Here is a 17,419-nt window from a genome sequence, read left to right as displayed (position 1 = left end):
CCGAGCGTGGGCGAGGAGAACGACAGATCCTTGAGCTTCAAAAACACGTTCGCGAGGCTACGTAACTCGGGACAGTCCGATGTCTCCGTTCGACCCGGGGCGCTTCACATCGCAGCGTGCCCGTTCGGCTCCTCGATGAGCTCGCGGTCGGTGATGAGCGCGCTCACCTCGGCCGCGGTCGGGTGCACGTAGAGTTCGCGCAGTGACACCGGGGGCAGCCCGGCCCTGCGCAGCGCACCGGACAGCCGTACCGCGAGCAGCGAGTTGCCGCCGAAGACGAAGAAGTCGTCATCCGGGCCGACGTGCTGGCCGAGAATCTCGCGCCACACCCGCAGCACCGGGTCGTCCGTCGGTTGCCTGGCCTCGTCGGCCGGGGTGGTCCGGGCGGCCTCGGTGGCCGACTTGAGCCTGCTCGCGTCGACCTTGCCGTTGATGGTGAGCGGCAGCTCGGACAGCAGTGTGAACGTGGCCGGCACCATGTAGTCCGGCAGGTATCGCGCCGCCCGCCGCCGGATGTCCTCCGCGGACACGTCGTCGTGCTTCGGCACCAGGTAGGCCTCCAGACGGACGTCGGCCGCGTCACCGGCGTCGCGGCCCAGCGCAACCACAGCGGCGGTGACGTTCTGGTCCTCCAGCAGGACTGAGCGGATCTCGCCGAGTTCGATGCGGAAGCCGCGCACCTTGACCTGCCCGTCGATCCGGCCGAGGTGGTCCAGGCGCCCGTCCGGGCGCAGCCTGCCCAGGTCACCGCTGCGGTAGACACGCTCCCCGGTGACCGGGTCGGACACGAACCGGGCGGCGGTCAGCTCCTCCTGGTTCAGGTAGTGGCTGGCCACGCCCGCGCCGCCGACATAGATCTCGCCGGGCACACCGAACGGCTGGACGCGGCCCGTGGCATCCCGCACGGACACCGACCAGCCGGGCATCGCCCGGCCGACCGACCGGGACCCGACGCCGACGTCCTGCGGTGTGACGGTCTGGCTGGTGACGTGCACGGTGGTCTCGGTGATGCCGAACATGTTGACCACCCGGCACCGGGTGTGCGGGTGCCCGCGGAACCAGTCCTGCAGCATCCGCACGTCCAGCGGCTCACCACCGAAGATCACCAATCGCACCGCGAGGTCGGCGGAGCGCAGCAGGTCGACCTCCTTGAGCATGGCGAACGCGGACGGGGTCTGGTTCAGGACGGTGACCCGGTGCTGCACCAGGAGGTCGTGGAAGTCCTCCGGGCTCCGGGAGACGAAGTACGGCACCACGACCAGGTGCCCGCCGGTCAGCAGCGCGCCCCAGATCTCCCACACCGAGAAGTCGAACGCACTGGAGTGGAACAGCGCCCAGGTGTCCGCCGGCCCGAGTCCGAAATCGGTGGTGGTCGCCGCGAGCAGCGCGCCGACGTTGCGGTGGGGTACCGCGACGCCCTTGGGCCGCCCGGTGGAGCCGGAGGTGTAGATCACGTAGGCGATGTCGTCCGCGCTGCCCCCCGGGTCCAGGATCGGCTCACCGCCGGCACAGGACATCTCGCTCGGGTGCAACACGGTCACCCCGTCGACCACGGGGAAGTCCGCCGCGGAGGAGAGCACCAGCCGGGCGCCGGAGTCGGTCACCATGTGGACCAGCCGTTCCGCCGGATATGTGACATCCATCGGGACATAGGCGGCACCGGCTTTGAGTACACCGAGCAGCGCGATCACCAGGTCGGCGTCCCGGTCGAGGCACACACCGACCCGGTTCCCCGGGGCCACCCCGTGGCCGCGCAGCGCACCGGCCACCGCGTCGGACCGGGCGTCCAACTCGGCATAGCTCAACGTACGGTCCGGATCGGACAGCGCGGGGGCGTCCGGCCGGCCGGCAGCCACCTTGCGGAACAGCTCGTGGACGGGCGCGACCATCGCGTCGCCCCCGGCCGGGGTGCGCCCGGCGGCGACGATGGCGGCGGCCTCCCCGGTGGCCACCAGCTCGATGTCACCGACCCGGGTCCCGGCCGGAGCATGTGCCAGCGCCTCCACGAGGCGGTCGATGTGTCCGGCGAACTGCCCGGCGATCACCGGGTCCAGCACACCCTCGGCGTAGTGCAGGACACCGCTCAGGGTGCCGTCCGCGTCGTACTGCCACGCCAGTGTTACTGGAAAGACCGGCGCGAGGGCAGGTCGGTAGACGTCACCCGCGCGGCCCTCGGTCAGCAGGACCCCGACCGCCGGCATACCGGACGGCGGTTCGCAGCCCGTGGCGCCGGCGTGTGCCGCGGCGTCGAGCAGGTCGGTGACGCGTGTCGCGTCCCCGACCGGGAGCGCGACCGACCGCTGTGCGTCCCCGGCCGCCGGACCCCCGGTGATCAGCGCGAACTCGGCGCGCTCCGTCCCGCCGTAACGGGCCAGCGCGACCGCGGTGGCCGCCACGGGCACCGCCGCCGGCGCGTCGCCCGCGACCGCCGTGGCGGTCAGTACGACGGTGCCGGTCCGGCCCGCCCCGGTCGGGTCGCCGAGGCCCCACGGCAGATGGGGCGGGCCGTCGTGCTGAGGGCTTGCGTCAGCCGCCGGTTCGGGCAGTGTCACGGGATGTGCCGGGTCGGCCAACGCCGTGGCCAGCTGGTCCAGGGCGCGTCGGTCCACGGCCCGGCGGTGTGCCACCAGCACCAGGTCGGCCGCGCCGTCGGCGTAGCCGAGCACGACGGCCCGCGCGATGACCGGGGCGCCGTTGACCGCGCGGCCGGCCTCCCGGGTGCGGCGCCTGTGCGCGACCCTGTCACCCGCGTCGATGTCGAGCGCCTCGTCGAACAGCTGCATGCCGCGGAGGACCGGGTGACGCTCCGTCAGCGCGGTCAGGTTCGCGCGCACCGCCACCGCGTCGGTCCCGGCGGGCAGTCGTCTGATGAGGCTGTGGCAGGCACGGGCCGGGTCGGCGCCGAAGTCGGCACGGGCGAAGAGCCGGCCGCTCGGGTGATCGGCCGCAGGGACCTCCGAGGCCGCTTCGCTGGGGACGGACACACGCACTCCTTTGGTGAGGCCGGGAGAAGGGTCAGCGGGCGGAGAAGCCGGCATCCACGGGGATCACCGTTCCGGTGACCTTGAGGGAGTCGTCGCCGGCGAGCCAGATCGCGGCACCGGCGACGTCGGCCGGGTCGACCAGCGAATCGGTCGCCACCGACTCCAAATAGACGGCTTCCTGCTCCTCGTAGCTGATGCCGAGCGCGTCGGCGACGACCGCGGTCATCTGGCCGTCCACGGCAGGGTCGTCCCGCACCGGACCCGGGCACAGCGCGTTGACCCGGATGTTGAGCGGCGCGTAGTCCAGCGCGGCTGCCTTGGTCAGGCCGACCAACCCGTGCTTGGAGGCGACGTATCCGGCGAAGTGGCGGTAGCCGACGAGGCCGGCCGTCGACGCGACGTTGACGATGCTGCCCGACCTCTGGGCGATCATGACCGGCGCGACAGCCGTGATCAGGTGCCATGGCCCCGAGAGGTTCACATCCAGGACGACCCGCCACTCCTCCTCGGTGAAGTCGTGCGCGGCTTTCCCCGACGGTGCCCCCACCCCCGCGTTGTTGATCAGGGCGTCGATCCGCCCGAACCGGTCCACCGCGGCCGTGACGGCCGATGTCACGGCGGACCGCGAGCGCACGTCCGCCGTGGCGACGAGCACGGACGCGCCGTTCTTGCGGCACAGCCGTGCGGTCTGCTCCAACTGGTCCGCGGAACCCAGGGCGTAGGGGACCTCCGGAAGGTCACCGGCGATGTCTATGAGAACGACGTCCGCGCCCTCCTCGGCAGCCCGCATCGCGCAGGCCCGGCCGATTCCCCTGGCCGCGCCCGTGATCACGACCGTCTTGTCATGCAGTCTCATGGGGGAGCCCTCCGGACTCGACGCGGCCGGCAGCGAGGGTCTTCGAGATCAGTTCGAGCAACGGCACGGGGTCATCAGCCAGATACATGTGCCCTCCGGGCAAGTCGGCCAGGGAGAAGTGCGCGGCGGTCGTGTCCTGCCACTTGGTCACTTCGTCACGGGTGACGAACGAGTCGTCCGCGGCGTATACCGCGGTCATCGGGACGTCGAGCGGGGCTCCGCCGCGCGGCCGGTAGCCCTCGTCCATCGCGAAATCCGAACGCAGTGTCGGTATCAGCAGCTCACGTATCTCCGGTACGTCGAAGGCGGGGTACCGGCGCCCGGTGGTCTGCTCCACGTGTTTGAGGAATTCGTCGTCGGTCATCCCGGACACGTCGCTGACCGGGCCGGCGGACGGCGCGCGCGCCGCGCTGACGAAGAGGTGCACCACCTCGTTGCCCGACTCGGTGATGCGCCGGGTGAGTTCGTAGGCGAGCGCCGCGCCGAGGAAGCAGTGCCCGAACAGCGCGACGGGGCCCGTGCCCGCCGCCTCCAGCGCGGCGGGGAGCAATCCGTCCGCCGCGGCGTGCAAGTTCCGGTACGGCTTCTCGTCCAGCTGGCGCTCGCGGCCGGGCAGTTGGAGCGGCGTGGCCACCGCTCCGCTCAGACCCATCCCGTTCCATGGGCGGAAAAAATTTGCTCCGCCCCCGGCGAACGGAAGGCACAGCAACGGCACCCCGCCGTGCTCCGAAGTCGTCGGCTTGGTCACTGCATTTCCTCCAAGCGGAAACTCCCGGACGGCTCGGAGACGCCGTCCGGGACAGGCGGATGGTGAATGTCGAGCCGTGCGAAATGCTGGCTGTTGCGATGGCGTAAAGTCCTTCAGCTAATTCTTTTCCTGCACGGCGCAAGCATGGTCGCCGCTGTGCTACGGAGTTCAGCAGGGGACGGAACTCTTCCAGCATCTCTCCTCGGGAGACCAGGCCTTGGCGGGCCACCCGTGTAGATCTGCATTTCACTGCGCGCTCTCTGTGGTCGCGCCGGTGGGAAGAGATTGACTGAACTCGGATTCGAGCAGGCCCATTTACGTACCACTGCTCGGCCATGGTGGCACAGAACGTTAGTGGGGGCACAGGTCCGGGCCGACCACTGAGGGCTCAGCGACGCTTCCGACCTTGTCGCGCTGATGGTCGGGTCCTACGGTGGGTCAGCATTCCAGGGCGACTGCGGATGCTGGCTGTCCCGCCGACGGGACAGCGACGATCCGTGAACCCGTGCCCGGCCCTGGCGATTTCCGATACCGAGTTACTTCTCGGCGACGGATTTAAGGACGGTGTCAATGAGCGCGAACCCTTTTGATGACGAGGACGGCCGTTTCTACGTCGTGGTCAACGACGAGGAACAGCACTCCCTGTGGCCGGTGTTTGCCGAAATGCCCGCAGGCTGGCGGGTGGTATTCGGTGAAGCGGCCAGGGCAGAGTGCCTGGAGTACGTCGAGCAGAATTGGGCCGACTTGCGCCCGAGGAGCCTGCGGGAGGCCATGGCGGCGGACTGAACGGCCGGTCGGATTCCCCAGAGGAATGGACCACGAGGTCCGTACCGTCCGCTCTGCGGAACGAGAGTGATCGCCGCCGTAGTGCTCAGTCGAGTCATCGGTCTACGCCAGGCGAACACTCTTTTTGGGAGATGAAGTTAGTGGGGCGCCTCCCGCGTGAACCGCGAGCAGTTGCCAGGCGGGGTAGGTGGGCACCAGCGGTGAGTTCGCGCAGCGCGATGCGGTTCTCTCCTTCATGGGCAAAACAAGCAAGGGTGCAGAAGTCGGGGATGACCCTTTCTTCGAGTTCGGCGGACATTTCCTGCCCGCCACCCGGCCGATCAGCCACGCCTGCGCGGAGCTTGGGACAGAGATTCCCGATCCGTAAATTTTTCGACCTGCCGACAGTGGCCGCGCTCGCCGCGTGGACGGAGGAATCGGCCGCTCCCCGTCGCCCCCGGCCTGCGCAAGATGATTCGTATGAGGAGTTAAGAGGAAATGATTCCCCTGTCCTACGCGCAACGCCGTATGTGGGTTCTGCACCGGATGGCCGGCGAGTCGGAGAACTGGAACATGCCAGCGGCCTTCCGGCTGACCGGATCCCTGGACCAGGCCGCCCTCGCCGCGGCGATCCGCGACGTGGTCGACCGTCATGAGATCCTGCGCACCATCTACGTGATGAACGACGACGGTGGGCTCCACCAGCGGATCCTTCCGACAGCGGAGGTATCCCTGGAGATGCCGGTGGTCGAGTTGGCGCCCGAGGACGTGTCCGGCACGGTCGACGAGGCCATGGCGTATCGCTTCGACCTGGCGGCCGAGATCCCGGTGCGGGTGCGCCTGTTCCGCATCTCACCCCGGGAACACGTCCTGGTCCTGCTCGTGCACCACATCGCTTCGGACGGCTCCTCGTTTGCGCCGCTGGTACGGGACCTGGCCGAGGCGTACACCGCCCGCCTGGACGGCGGGGCTCCGCAGTGGGTGCCGCTTCCGGTGCAGTACAAGGACTACACGATGTGGCACCGCGAGATGCTCGGCGACGTCGCGGACCCGGACAGTCTCGCCGCGACGCAGATCGAGTACTGGCACAGGGAGCTGGCCGGGGTGCCGCAGCCACTGAACCTGCCGCTGGACCGCCCGCGGTCCGCGGAAGCGAGTGAGTGCGGCGCCGTGGTCGACCTTGAGGTGGGGCCGGAGGTGGGGACCGGGCTGCAGAAGCTGGCCGACGAGCGCGGGTCGACCATGTCGATGGTGCTGCACGCCGCGCTGTCGGTGCTGCTGTGCAGGATCGGAAGCGGTGAGGACGTGACGATCGGCAGCTCGATCGCCGGGCGGACCGACGAGGCGCTGGCGGATCTGATCGGGTTCTTCGTCAACACTCAGGTGCTGCGGGTGGACCTCTCCGGCGACCCGGCGTTCACCGAGCTGCTCGCCCAGGTGAGGGACAAGTCGCTGGCAGCCTACGAGCACCAGGACGTCCCGTTCGACATGCTGGTCGAGGCGATCAACCCCGAACGCTCCGCCGCCTACCAGCCGCTGTTCCAGGTAATGCTCGGCCTGCAGAACTATGAGAGGCCGCAGTTCGAACTCCCCGGGCTCACCCTGGAGGTCGAGCAGACCGCCCAGCCGACTGCCAGGGTCGACCTGTTCTTCAACCTGGTCGTGGACGACTCGGGGGCGCTGCGGGGCGACCTCTCGTACCCGGTCGACCTGTTTGACCGGGAGACGGTCGAGGCCGTCGCCGCCCGGTTCGTGCGTGTACTGGAGCAGGTGGTCGCCGATCCGGGCGTGTGCGTCGGAGACGTCGACGTGCTGAGCGCGGGGGAGCGGCAGCGGCTGGTGGTGGAGCTGAACGACACCGCCGAGCCGACCCTGGACGACGGACTGGTCGCGGCGGTGCTCAAGCAGGTACAGGCGGCACCGGAGGCGCGCGCCGTCATCGGCGAGGAGGAGTCGCTCACCTACCGGGAGCTGGACGCGCGGTCGAGCAGGCTGGCGCACTGGCTGGTCGACCGCGGTGTGCGGGCGGAGTCGCGGGTCGCCGTGTGCCTGCCGCGGACGGTGAATCTGGTGGTGGCGCTGCTGGCGGTGCTGAAGGCCGGTGGGGCTTCCGTTCCGATCGATCCGGACGACCCGCGTTCGTGGATCGACCACATCCTTGAGCATGCGGATCCGACGCTCGTCCTTGACGCCGACACGCTGGCCGGCGCGGACTGTTCGGGGTACCCGGATGCGGCACCGGAGGTGGCCGTCCGCCCCGAGAACACCCAGTACGTGACCTACATGTCGGGGGCGACGGGGGAGCCGAAGGGGGTGGCGATCCCGCGCGGCGCGGTTGCGAATTCCCTGGCCACGACGGAGCGTCGGTTCCCGCTGTCGTCCGCGGACCGGATGCTGTTCGGCACAGCCGTGGCGCTCGACATGGCGCACATCGAGCTGTACCTCCCGCTCATCGCCGGCGCGACCATGGTGGTGGCGGGGAAGGACACCGTCACCGACATGCCGGCCGTGGCGGAGTTGATGCATCGCCACGGGGTCACCGCGGTGCAAGCCACGCCCGCCTTCTGGCAACTGCTGTTGATGCACGAACCGCACGTCGCGAACGGTCTGCGGATCATCATCGGCGGGGAGGTGGTGCCGGCACGGCTTGCCAGGATCCTGGCGAAGCAGGCCGCCGAAGTGTTCCACATGTATGGCCCGACCGAGACGACGACGTGGAGCACCGCGGCACGCGTGAAGGTGGGGGCGGGGGTGCCGATCGGGTTGCCGGTCGGGAACACTCAGGTGTACGTGCTCGACTCACGGCTGCGCCCGGTTCCCCGCGGGGTGCCGGGCGAGCTGTACCTCGCCGGTGCCGGGATGGCCCGCGGGTACCAGCGCCGGCCGGAGCTGACCGCGGCGCGGTTCGTGGCGTGCCCGTTCGGCCCCGCCGGCGCGCGGATGTACCGCACTGGGGACCTGGTGCGGTGGGGCAGCAACGGGCAGCTGGAGTACGTTGAGCGAACCGATCGCCAGGTGCAGATCCGGGGCTTCCGGGTCGAGCTGGGGGGGATCGAGCATGTGCTGACCGGGCATCCCGGCGTGGCGCAGGCGGTGGCTGTGCTGCGTGAGAACGAGGACAGCGGTAAGGGCATCGTGGCCTATGTGGTGCCCGAGCCCGATGTCGCAGAGGCTGATGCCGGTGTTCAGACGCTGCTCGCCGAGCTGTCGGAGTACCTGCGTGGGCGCCTGGCGGACCATATGGTGCCTTCCGCGCTGGTTCCGCTTCCGGAGATCCCGCTCACCCCGGACGGAAGGCTCGACCACGGAGCACTGCCGTCCGAGGACACGAACACCGCGAACAGCCGAGGGCCGCGCAACTCCCACGAAGAGAAGATGTGCGCCCTCTTCAGCGAGCTGCTCGGCCTCGAGAGAGTCGGTATCGACGAGGACTTCTTCGAGCTGGGCGGGCACTCGATGCTGGCCACCCGGCTCAGCGCCCGCATCCGCGACGAGTTCGACATCGACATGCCCCTCAGGACGATCATCAAGTACCCAACGGTGGGCGAGTTGGCCGCACTGCTGATCGTCGGCACTCCCGGGGAAGTTTCCGACCCTTTTGCTGTCGTTCTGCCGTTGAACAGCGATCCCGGTACCGGCAAGCTCCCGTTGTGGTACTTCCACGGGGGAGGCGGACTGGGCTGGCCCTTCTTCAGCTTCGCGCTGCACGCGCAGGACCGGCCCAACTACGCCCTGCAGTCCCGCGGCTGGAACGGCGTGGACAAGCTGACGGGCTCGGTGGAGGAGATGGTTGAGGATTACGTCGACGAGATGGTGAAGATCCAGCCGGAAGGACCGTTCCACCTGATCGGCTGGTCCTACGGCGGCACAGTCGTGCAGGCCGTCGCGGAGGCGATCGACCGGCGTGGGCGCGAGATCGCTTTCGTGGCCATCCTGGACTCCCAGCCGGCGGGGAGTTACTACAAAGAGTACTACAAAGCGATGCATGCCGGGAGGACGTTTTCGGACTACCAGACGGAGATCAAGGATCACCTCGGCCAATACTTCGGCACCGAAAACCGGCAACACCTCGTGGACACCCTGGCGAAGATCCTGGCCAACAACACGGCCATCATGTCGAGATTCGAATCGCCGGTATACCGCGGTGATGTGCTGTTCTTCAACGCGACACTCGAGGAGAATCAGTACGTGCACCTGTGGCGGCCGTACATCCTCGGTCCCATTGAGATACACGATGTGCGTGCTGTGCACCACGAAATGCACATGCCCGAACCCGTGGCCCAGATCATGGAGATCATCAACCGCAAGCTGGCGGCATGACCGGACATCGGTTCCCCCGGAACGGGTTCGACGCACCATCACATGGATGATTGGGGTCGGTAGCCGCAGAACTGCACCGGCCCGAGCCCCAGGAGCCCGGGGAGAGCTCCGTAGATCCCGGTTTGGTCGGATGATCACGGGTGGCCGGACGTGAGACGAGCACGGCTCTTGTGGATCATGGAGTTCTCTAGGCTCCCAGATCAGCAAGGCTGCCGTGCTCGTCACTCCGTCCTCTCTCATGTCCGTGTCCATCGGGACGACACCCTCCTCGTCCGTCGTCCCGGCCGGGAAGGTGCCTCCTTCCGGTCTGCTGCGGGCGCCGGCCGGGGTGCCCGATCCCCGGGATCCACGTGGAGTGCGCTACCCGACTGCCCACGCTGCCGGCGATCGGGGTGTGCGCGATGACGGCGGCCGGTCACAACTTCCCGGTCGCGACAGCCGAGTGAGCCCGCCGCTGTGATCAGGCGATACCGGCCCGGCTGGGCTGTCCTTTCGATCCGTTCGCCGGCCGCTTCCGGGCGCCGGGAGAGCGGACCTTGCGGGACGTCTTCGCCCGGGTCGGCCCCGGCGCCGTCACTTCGGCCGGATTCGCCCGGCTCACCGCTCTGACTCCGGCCATGGTGGGGCCGCTGAGCCCGGACGGTATTGCGGAGCGCGAGCAGCGCCGCGCCCACCGGGCCGCCGCACGCGGGCGTGATCAGCGGCGGCGTCGGCGGGCGTTCGCGGTGGACGGCAAGTGCCTGCGCGGAGCCGTCCGCACTGATGGCAGCCGGGTGTTCGTGCTGACCGCCGTCCGTCACGATGACGCGCTGACCGCGGCCCTGCGTGAGATCGGCGCGAAAACGAACGAGATCCCCGAGTTCGCCCCCCTGCTGGACACCATCGACGACCAGGACCTGAACAATGCCGTGGTCGCGGTCGACGCCCTGCACGCACAGAAGGACCATGCCCGCCACCTCGTCGAGGACCGGAAAGCGCACTACCTGCTGTCCGTGAAGAACAACCAGCCCACCCTGGCACGGCAGTTGAAGAAGCTTCCCTGGGCGCAGTGGGCGCAGGCGCGGTCCTGGACCGCTCCCGTGCTCGCGGACACGGCCGCGAGGAGATCCGGGAGGTGAAAGTGGCGTCCGTGGACGGCCTGCTCTTCCCCCACGCCCGCCAGGTCGTGCGCATCCACCGCGAACGCCGCCGCATCGGCACGAAGAAGTGGACCACCGAGACGGTCCATGCCGTCACCGACCTGCCCGCCCACCAGGCGTCCGCCGCCGAACTCGCGGCCTGGGCCCGTGGCCACTGGATCATCGAGAACACCGTCCACTGGACCAAGGACGTCACCTTCGCCGAGGACGCCAGTCAGGTCCGCCGTCACCACACCCCGGCCGTCATGAGCGCCCTGCGCGACCTGGCCCGGGCCACCCTCCACCGCAGCGGCTGGACCAACACCGCCAGCGGCCGACGCGCCCACACCTTCCACAGCTGTCCTGCACCTGTGCGAGCACCTTCGGAAGCTGGCTGCCTCGCGCGGCGTAGAAGGTCTTGCCGTGGTCCGCGGGCAGTGTGCACATCCTCCTGGCGAGGTCCGGGGCAACCGCATCTCGGCCAGAGCCCGACGCAGCCGGACGATGTCGATCTCCCCTGGCCGAGGCCGGCGTAGAGGGACCCATGCCCGCGGCGGTGTTCCGGAGCGAGTGCCAGGTCGACCTGTGTCCACACCGGCCCGTCTGTGCACAACAGCGCATCGCACACCTCGAACAACGCGTCGCCCCGCATGGTCAGACACGCGTACTACTCCGTCCGGAAGCACGACACTTCCCTGAACGCATTCTGCAGGACGCTCTGATACCTCAAGTTCGAGTCGCGTTGAGGCACATAGCGTTCTGTGGCGCCGGGGAAGCCCGTGAGGAGTCCGAGCCCCAATGGGGTGCATGTGTGGCAGACGGTCTTGCCGTCGCGGTGGGCCGTGGTGAGGTGGGCGGCGCGGAGGGCTGTGGTGTGTTCGGACACGGAGGACTTGGCCAGGCCGAGTTGGCGGGCGAGGTCGGTAGTGGTGCGTGGCCGGGTCAGCCGTTCCAGGATGGCGGCGCGTGTGCGACCCAGCAGCCTGGCCAGGGCGTTGGCAGCGGGGTCGTCAAGGAGAGGGAGAGGGGTCACGGCCGGGTAGACCGGGAACGCCCCCTGAGCAAGGCCGGCCAGCATTGCCCGGATGCTCTGGCCGGCCAGGAGCTGGACGCCCCAGGCGCGTTCGGAGTCGAATCCGGCGCGGATACGCTCCCACGAGCCGAGCAGTAGGCCGCCTGCGTGTGCTGCCCGTACGGAGCGTTCGAGGATCTGCCCGGCCTCCCGGCCGCGGTCGGCCAACAGGCGGGTCCATGGGACTGGGCGGCGGTCAGCGGCGTGTACACGTCGTAGCTCCGTGCGGACAAACGGGGTGGAGGCCGACAGGACCTGGTCAAGACCGTCATCGAATCCCTGGCTCAGCGGGTCCAAGAACAGTTGGACGAGTTCTGTACCGGCGGGGCCAGGACCACCGAGGTCTGCGGCTGGGTAACCAGGGAAACTCGCGTCAACAAGTTCATCAACGACAACATCTTCGGCACTCTTGCCATGGTGCGAGGCGTCAATACGGCCACCAATCGGGGGGCAGTGCCCCCGGAGCCGGTATTGCCAGCCTGAACCTGATGTCCATGTGAGGTGTGAGCGGGAAGGGAGTGACCTGCGTCATGCGCATCGGACAGCTCGCCAGGCGGTCAGGGGTCAGCGTGCGGGCCCTGCGCCACTACGAGGAGCAGCGGCTCCTGGAATCGATGCGGACGCCCGGTGGGCAGCGTGACTGTCCCGACGAAGTCCTGGAGCGGGTCCAGCTCATCCAGGACCTCTTCGCGGCCGGCCTCTCCAGCCGTACCGTCGTCGAACTCCTGCCGTGCGTGAGCACCGGCGTCGCGACCCCCGCCATGCTCGACCAGCTCGTCGTCGAGCGCGACCGCATCGCCGCATGCGTCCAGGACCTGACCCGGGCCAGGACCGAACTCGGCCGCGTGATCGAGAACGTGACCGCGGCGAACGTGGTGCAGGGCTGATCAACCCGTCGCGAGGGGTGGGGCCCCGACCTGTCCGGCATCTACCGGGCAATGGCCGGCCACGGGAAGCCCCCGGGCGTATCCGGAGGCCGTCGAAATAGCGTTCGTCGCTCTCGCTGCCCCGGACACACGCCGGGCAGCGATGGGCAGGGCGGGCCGCGGCTGACCACGGTGCCGGCACACCGCTGGACCGGTCAGCCGCAACCTCTCCGACCGGACAACGCCCACGAGCGGACAGCAAGGGTCCGGGCGGCCTGCGCCGCCACCAGCCCGCATCCACCGGCCGACCTCGCCGAGATCGTCCGTCTCTACGGACTGCGGCCCTGCTGGGAGCAGTGGTTCACCCCACCCGGATCTCACACGCCTCGACTGCCCTGCCGGCCGCCGGTGGTGGCAAGCCCGGACGGAAAGGACCCGCCCTCCTGGCTCCAGGCACTGATCGACACGGTCTTGATCTCTACTGCCGCATTTGACGAACTGCCGATAGCCGCTGCGGACTGACCGTCATCCCATCAGCTCGAACTCCGGCGGGCCAAACCTTGCCGACCCCGGCCGAACAGACCGCCGCACTGCTTCGCCGAGCCCAGATCCCGCAGGGCGACAGCGACACCGCCTTCGAATTCGGCGGATCCGCGAGATGTGAACGATCGCCCGCCGGAGCGGAATTCGAGCGGGTAAATCCTACTGGTCCGCCATTCGGTCATGGTGGCACAGAACCCGGTGCGGCACAGGCCCTGACCGGCGACCGGGAGCCGGTGATCCTCTCGACCTTGTGGCGTCGGCGGTCGAGTCCCTACGGTGGCGTCAGCTTTCCAGGGGGACCGCGGATATCCGGTGTCCTGTCGACAGGACGACACCGATGAGCGCATCGCGCCCGCTCCGGCGATTTCGAATCCGAGCATTTCCAACTCCGCGTCACGCCGTGACGGTTAAGGACGGTGGCAGTGAGCACGAACCCCTTCGACGACGAGGACGGCCGCTTCTACGTCGTGGTCAACGACGAGGAACAGCACTCCCTGTGGCCGGTGTTCGCCGAGGTGCCCGAGGGTTGGCGAGTGGTCTTCGGTGAGGCAGGCAGGGTCGAGTGCCTGGACTACGTCGAGCAGAACTGGACGGACCTGCGCCCGAGGAGTCTCCAGGAGGCGATGGCGGCGGACTGAGCGGCGGCGTTCTCCGAAAAGCGGAGGGGCGCGGCCGGTGATCGGCGACGACCGGACGCGCCGAACCGGTCGGCCCCTTCCGCGGAACGCCGTGACGGTTCAACGCCCGTTGCGGAATGCCTCCTTCGCCACGTGTGAATGATTTCGCTCTTCTGCGCCCTCGCTCGTCTCCCTGGGGAAAGCGCGCCAAAAGTCCGCGAAAAGTGCGCGCAGCCGCGTAGCCGGGGTGGCCGCGCGAGCACCGCCCCGCCCCGGCTCGGCCGCGCCTGCCCGGTCGAGCAGAGCCTGTGGAGCGCCGGCGGCCCGCCAGGCCGGGCACCTCTCAGATCGGAGACAGTTGATGATCCTTCAGGGAAAGCGGGTGGCCCTGCCTGCGGCGCCCGTCGTCCACCGGCGGTTCGAGGAGCACGCGCGGGCCACTCCCGACGCCGTCGCCGTCTTCCACGACGGGCGGCGGGTGACCTACGCGGAACTGAACGCCGAGGCGAACCGCTTCGCTCGCTTCCTCACCGCGCGCGGACACGGCCGTGGCACGAAGGTCGGTGTCTGCCTCGACTACTCCGTCGACATCCTCGTCACCATCCTCGGCACGCTGAAGGCGGGCGCGGCCTACGTCCCTCTCGACCCCGCCTATCCGGCGGCCAGGCTCCAGTTGCTACTGGGTCAGATACCCGACCTCGCGCTGATCGTGGCCTCCCCGGCGACGGCCCCGCTGGTCGCGTCGGCGACCGCCGAGATCGTCGGGACGGAGCAGCTCTCCGAGGCCCTGGCCGGGCTCCCGACGGCCGACCCCGACGTCCCGGTCACCGGGGACGACGTGTGCTACGCGGTCTTCACGTCCGGCTCGACCGGGACACCCAAGCTGACCGCGGTACGGCACGAGGGCTGGTTCAACCTGATGAACTGGCTGACGCTCGAGTACGGACTGCACAGCGCGTCGCACAACCTGGTCGTCAGCGCGTTCGGTTTCGACCTGTCCCAGCGCAGCCTGATGACCCCGCTGTTCTGCGGCGCCACCCAACACCTCATGGCCAGCCGGAACTTTGACGCCGCGATGGCCTACCGCATGCTGACCCAGCACGGGATACGCATCCTGCACTGCGCCTCCAGCACGCTGTACCTGATGGTGGACTGGGAGACCGCCCGGGGAGGCCAGGCGCTCGCCGGGCTGGACCACATCCTGTTCGGCGGGGAGCCGCTGCGCATCGAACGGATCCTTGACTGGGCCCGGCGCGAGGGAAACACCTGCACGCTCCTGCACCAGTACGGTGTCGCCGAGTGCACCGACGTCGCGTCGTCCTACGACCTCGCCGGCTACCGCCACGGCGAGCACGACATCGCGCCCGTGGGCAGGCCGGCCCACAACACCGACATCCACCTTCTCGACGAGCGGAGGCGCGGTGTCGCGGCGGGGGAGTACGGCGAGATATACATCTCCGGCGTCGGCGTCGGCGCGGGCTATCTCAACGGCACGGGTCCCGAGTCCGAGCGGTTCACGACCGTCCTGGTCGACGGCGCGCCGCGCAGGATGTACCGCACGGGTGACCGCGGATGCGTGAACGAGGCCGGGGAACTCGTCGTCGCCGGTCGGATGGACGCCCAGGTGAAGGTGCGGGGCATGCGCATCGATCCCACCGACGTCGAACGCGCGCTGGGCAGGCTGGCCGACGTCCGTGAGGCCGCCGTGGTCGTCCACCACACGGACTCCGGCGACGCCGAGCTGATCGCGTTCCTGGTACCGGGAGCGGCCGAACCCGCCGAGAACGAGGTGCGGGACCGGCTGCTGCGGACCTTGCCGCGCACCATGGTTCCGGCCAGGTTCCTCACCATTGCGTCCCTTCCGCTGAGTCCGCACGGAAAAGTGGACCGTGCGGCCTTGCTCCAGAAATTCCACCAGAAATTCCTGGCCAGTGGTGCGACGGCGTAGTCGACGAATCCCGCTGACAACCGAGAGGAATACGATGCTTGTCGACCGGGTGCGCACCATCTGGTGCCGGGAACTGCGAAACGACGACATAGCGGTCGACGACAATTTCTTCACTCTGGGCGGCCAGTCCGTCATCATGGCCAGAATCCAGGCGGCGTTCATCGACGAACTGGGTTTAGAGGTTCCCGTGGACCAGATGTTCCTCAACCCAACCGTGGCGTCGATCTCCGCATACATCGAATCCCTGAACGCCGCGACTCCGTAGTGATGTGCTGCTCGCGTGCTTCATCATTCATCACCTGGGCATTTCCGGCTCCGGCCGCATTGGAATCCGAAAACCACCTGGTTAGAGAGACGCCATGTATGACGTCATTGTCGTAGGTGCCCGTTGCGCGGGTTCACCGACGGCCATGCTTTTCGCACGGCAGGGTTATCGCGTGCTGCTCCTGGAGAGAGCAGGTTTCCCGCAGGACACCTTGTCCTCTCACTACATCCACCTGGAGGGCGTGGCGGTTCTGCAGCGGTGGGGGCTGCTCGACCGGCTCCGCGAGGCGGGCTGCCGGCCGATCAGACACCAGAGCTACGAGGGGCCGGGCGTCCGCATCGACGGCTTCTCCCTGCCGATCGACGGTCAGCGCACCACGTACGCGCCGAGGCGGTACGTGCTCGACCCGATCCTCGCCGACGCTGCCGTGGCGGCCGGTGTGGAGTTCCGGGACTCCTGCGCGGTCAACGACCTGGTCTTCGAGGGTGACCGGGTCGTCGGTGTGCGGTACACCACGGCGAGCGGCACCCTGGCGACGGACCGGGCACGACTCGTCGTCGGCGCGGACGGGATGCGCTCGCTGGTCGCCCGCAAAGCCGGCGCACCCCACGTCATCGAGCACCCGCGGATGACCTGCACCTACTACAGCTACTGGGCCGGGGTGCCCGCGCACTTCGAGCTGTACGAGCGGCAGGGGCGCTGGATCGGCGTCATCCCCACCAACGACGACCTCACGCTCCTCATGGCCTACTTCCCGCAGGAGGAGTTCTCTGCCGTCCGTAAGGCGGTGGAACCCGCCTACCTCGACGCTTTCCGCACGACGGCACCGGAGCTGTACGAACGGATGACGGCGGGCGAGCGGGTGGAGCAGCTGTACGGCACCGGGCACCAGGAGAACTACTTCCGCAAGGCTTTCGGGCCCGGGTGGGCGCTGGTGGGGGACGCGGTGAACCACAAGGACTCCATCACTGCCCGCGGCATCACCGAGGCCTTCGTCCAGGCCCAGTCGCTCACCGGCCACATCGGGGAGGGCCTGCATGACGACGTGGCCCTCCAGGACGCGCTGCGCCGGTACGAGGACGACCTCGACGGCAACGCCCTGAGCCACTACCAGGGGGCGCTCAACGTGGCCGAGCTCAAGCCCGAGGGGCGGGCCGAACTGCTGCGGAAACTGGTCGGCCACCAGGAGCTGATCGACCGGTACTTCTCCACGCTGTCGGGTGCGTGCTCCTTGGACGACTTCTACAACACCGAACTGTTGACCGTGCTCGACCAGAGCTGAGTAGCGGCCTGCTCCCGCGAGGTTCCGCCGATTTG

The 17,419-nt window shown here is 68.7% G+C and carries 14 protein-coding genes and 1 pseudogene; 11 read left to right on the top strand and 4 right to left on the bottom strand.

Features of this window, described 5'->3' with window-relative positions; translation table 11 throughout:
* Nucleotides 1-104 precede the first annotated feature (104 nt).
* The 3 genes from ACZ60E_RS06005 to ACZ60E_RS05995 are packed head-to-tail and all read right to left on the bottom strand — an operon-like array spanning nt 105 to nt 4,555.
* Nucleotides 105-2,984 carry a non-ribosomal peptide synthetase gene (locus ACZ60E_RS06005; protein WP_469438622.1) on the bottom strand — a complete coding sequence of 960 codons (2,880 nt, stop codon included), beginning with the start codon at nt 2,982-2,984 and terminating at the stop codon, nt 105-107.
* A 31-nt stretch (nt 2,985-3,015) separates the two neighbouring features.
* Nucleotides 3,016-3,840, bottom strand: coding sequence for an SDR family NAD(P)-dependent oxidoreductase (locus ACZ60E_RS06000; RefSeq protein ID WP_384803941.1), 825 nt, complete (start codon nt 3,838-3,840; stop codon nt 3,016-3,018).
* Complete coding sequence (locus ACZ60E_RS05995; RefSeq protein ID WP_469438992.1) at nt 3,827-4,555, bottom strand: thioesterase II family protein; 729 nt, start codon at nt 4,553-4,555, stop codon at nt 3,827-3,829. The genes ACZ60E_RS06000 and ACZ60E_RS05995 overlap by 14 nt, the downstream gene beginning before the upstream one ends.
* Nucleotides 4,556-5,158: 603 nt before the next feature.
* On the opposite strand from ACZ60E_RS05995, the gene ACZ60E_RS05990 reads away from it, so the two are divergent.
* From ACZ60E_RS05990 to ACZ60E_RS05970, 5 genes are all read left to right on the top strand, one after another.
* On the top strand, nt 5,159-5,374 hold the full coding sequence (locus tag ACZ60E_RS05990) for an MbtH family protein (RefSeq protein WP_469438618.1): 216 nt from the start codon (nt 5,159-5,161) through the stop codon (nt 5,372-5,374).
* A 187-nt stretch (nt 5,375-5,561) separates the two neighbouring features.
* A complete protein-coding gene (locus tag ACZ60E_RS05985) occupies nt 5,562-5,741 on the top strand; it encodes a hypothetical protein (RefSeq protein ID WP_469438616.1) in 180 nt (59 codons plus the stop codon).
* A gap of 110 nt (nt 5,742-5,851) precedes the next feature.
* Nucleotides 5,852-9,673: a non-ribosomal peptide synthetase gene (locus tag ACZ60E_RS05980; RefSeq protein WP_469438612.1), complete on the top strand. Its 3,822-nt coding sequence runs from the start codon at nt 5,852-5,854 to the stop codon at nt 9,671-9,673.
* Nucleotides 9,674-10,209: 536 nt separating this feature from the next.
* Nucleotides 10,210-10,791: an ISAs1 family transposase gene (locus ACZ60E_RS05975; RefSeq protein ID WP_469438609.1), complete on the top strand. Its 582-nt coding sequence runs from the start codon at nt 10,210-10,212 to the stop codon at nt 10,789-10,791.
* On the top strand, nt 10,788-11,327 hold the full coding sequence (locus ACZ60E_RS05970) for a transposase (protein WP_469438607.1): 540 nt from the start codon (nt 10,788-10,790) through the stop codon (nt 11,325-11,327). Before ACZ60E_RS05975 ends, ACZ60E_RS05970 begins: the two co-directional genes overlap by 4 nt.
* A gap of 131 nt (nt 11,328-11,458) precedes the next feature.
* Here the strand turns inward: ACZ60E_RS05970 and ACZ60E_RS05965 are convergent, their stop codons facing one another.
* Entirely contained in the window at nt 11,459-12,031 is a 573-nt protein-coding gene (locus tag ACZ60E_RS05965) for an ArsR/SmtB family transcription factor (protein WP_469438605.1), read from the bottom strand.
* 362 nt (nt 12,032-12,393) lie between these two features.
* Between ACZ60E_RS05965 and ACZ60E_RS05960 the strand changes: the two genes are divergently transcribed.
* From ACZ60E_RS05960 to ACZ60E_RS05935, 6 genes and pseudogenes are all read left to right on the top strand, one after another.
* Nucleotides 12,394-12,750, top strand: coding sequence for a MerR family transcriptional regulator (locus ACZ60E_RS05960; RefSeq protein WP_469438603.1), 357 nt, complete (start codon nt 12,394-12,396; stop codon nt 12,748-12,750).
* 258 nt (nt 12,751-13,008) lie between these two features.
* A pseudogene (locus tag ACZ60E_RS05955) lies at nt 13,009-13,223 on the top strand (hypothetical protein); the annotation flags it as partial.
* Between the two features lie 471 nt (nt 13,224-13,694).
* Nucleotides 13,695-13,910: an MbtH family protein gene (locus ACZ60E_RS05950; RefSeq protein ID WP_469438601.1), complete on the top strand. Its 216-nt coding sequence runs from the start codon at nt 13,695-13,697 to the stop codon at nt 13,908-13,910.
* Nucleotides 13,911-14,250: 340 nt separating this feature from the next.
* Nucleotides 14,251-15,837 carry an amino acid adenylation domain-containing protein gene (locus ACZ60E_RS05945; protein ID WP_469438599.1) on the top strand — a complete coding sequence of 529 codons (1,587 nt, stop codon included), beginning with the start codon at nt 14,251-14,253 and terminating at the stop codon, nt 15,835-15,837.
* Between the two features lie 34 nt (nt 15,838-15,871).
* On the top strand, nt 15,872-16,102 hold the full coding sequence (locus tag ACZ60E_RS05940) for a phosphopantetheine-binding protein (RefSeq protein ID WP_469438597.1): 231 nt from the start codon (nt 15,872-15,874) through the stop codon (nt 16,100-16,102).
* A gap of 94 nt (nt 16,103-16,196) precedes the next feature.
* Entirely contained in the window at nt 16,197-17,384 is a 1,188-nt protein-coding gene (locus ACZ60E_RS05935; protein ID WP_469438594.1) for an NAD(P)/FAD-dependent oxidoreductase, read from the top strand.
* The last annotated feature ends 35 nt before the right edge of the window (nt 17,385-17,419 follow it).

The organism is Streptomyces sp. NPDC102514 (genome assembly GCF_055584525.1).
This window is presented reverse-complemented; position numbering and strand designations above follow the sequence as displayed.

What these genes read in the sequence shown, in the direction of transcription:
- ACZ60E_RS06000 (WP_384803941.1), bottom strand. Translation starts at nt 3,840, where the DNA reads ATGAGACTGCATGACAAGACGGTCGTGATCACGGGCGCGGCCAGGGGA.
- ACZ60E_RS05940 (WP_469438597.1), top strand. Translation starts at nt 15,872, where the DNA reads ATGCTTGTCGACCGGGTGCGCACCATCTGGTGCCGGGAACTGCGAAAC.
- ACZ60E_RS05990 (WP_469438618.1), top strand. Translation starts at nt 5,159, where the DNA reads ATGAGCGCGAACCCTTTTGATGACGAGGACGGCCGTTTCTACGTCGTG.
- ACZ60E_RS05980 (WP_469438612.1), top strand. Translation starts at nt 5,852, where the DNA reads ATGATTCCCCTGTCCTACGCGCAACGCCGTATGTGGGTTCTGCACCGG.
- ACZ60E_RS05935 (WP_469438594.1), top strand. Translation starts at nt 16,197, where the DNA reads ATGTATGACGTCATTGTCGTAGGTGCCCGTTGCGCGGGTTCACCGACG.
- ACZ60E_RS05960 (WP_469438603.1), top strand. Translation starts at nt 12,394, where the DNA reads ATGCGCATCGGACAGCTCGCCAGGCGGTCAGGGGTCAGCGTGCGGGCC.
- ACZ60E_RS05945 (WP_469438599.1), top strand. Translation starts at nt 14,251, where the DNA reads ATGATCCTTCAGGGAAAGCGGGTGGCCCTGCCTGCGGCGCCCGTCGTC.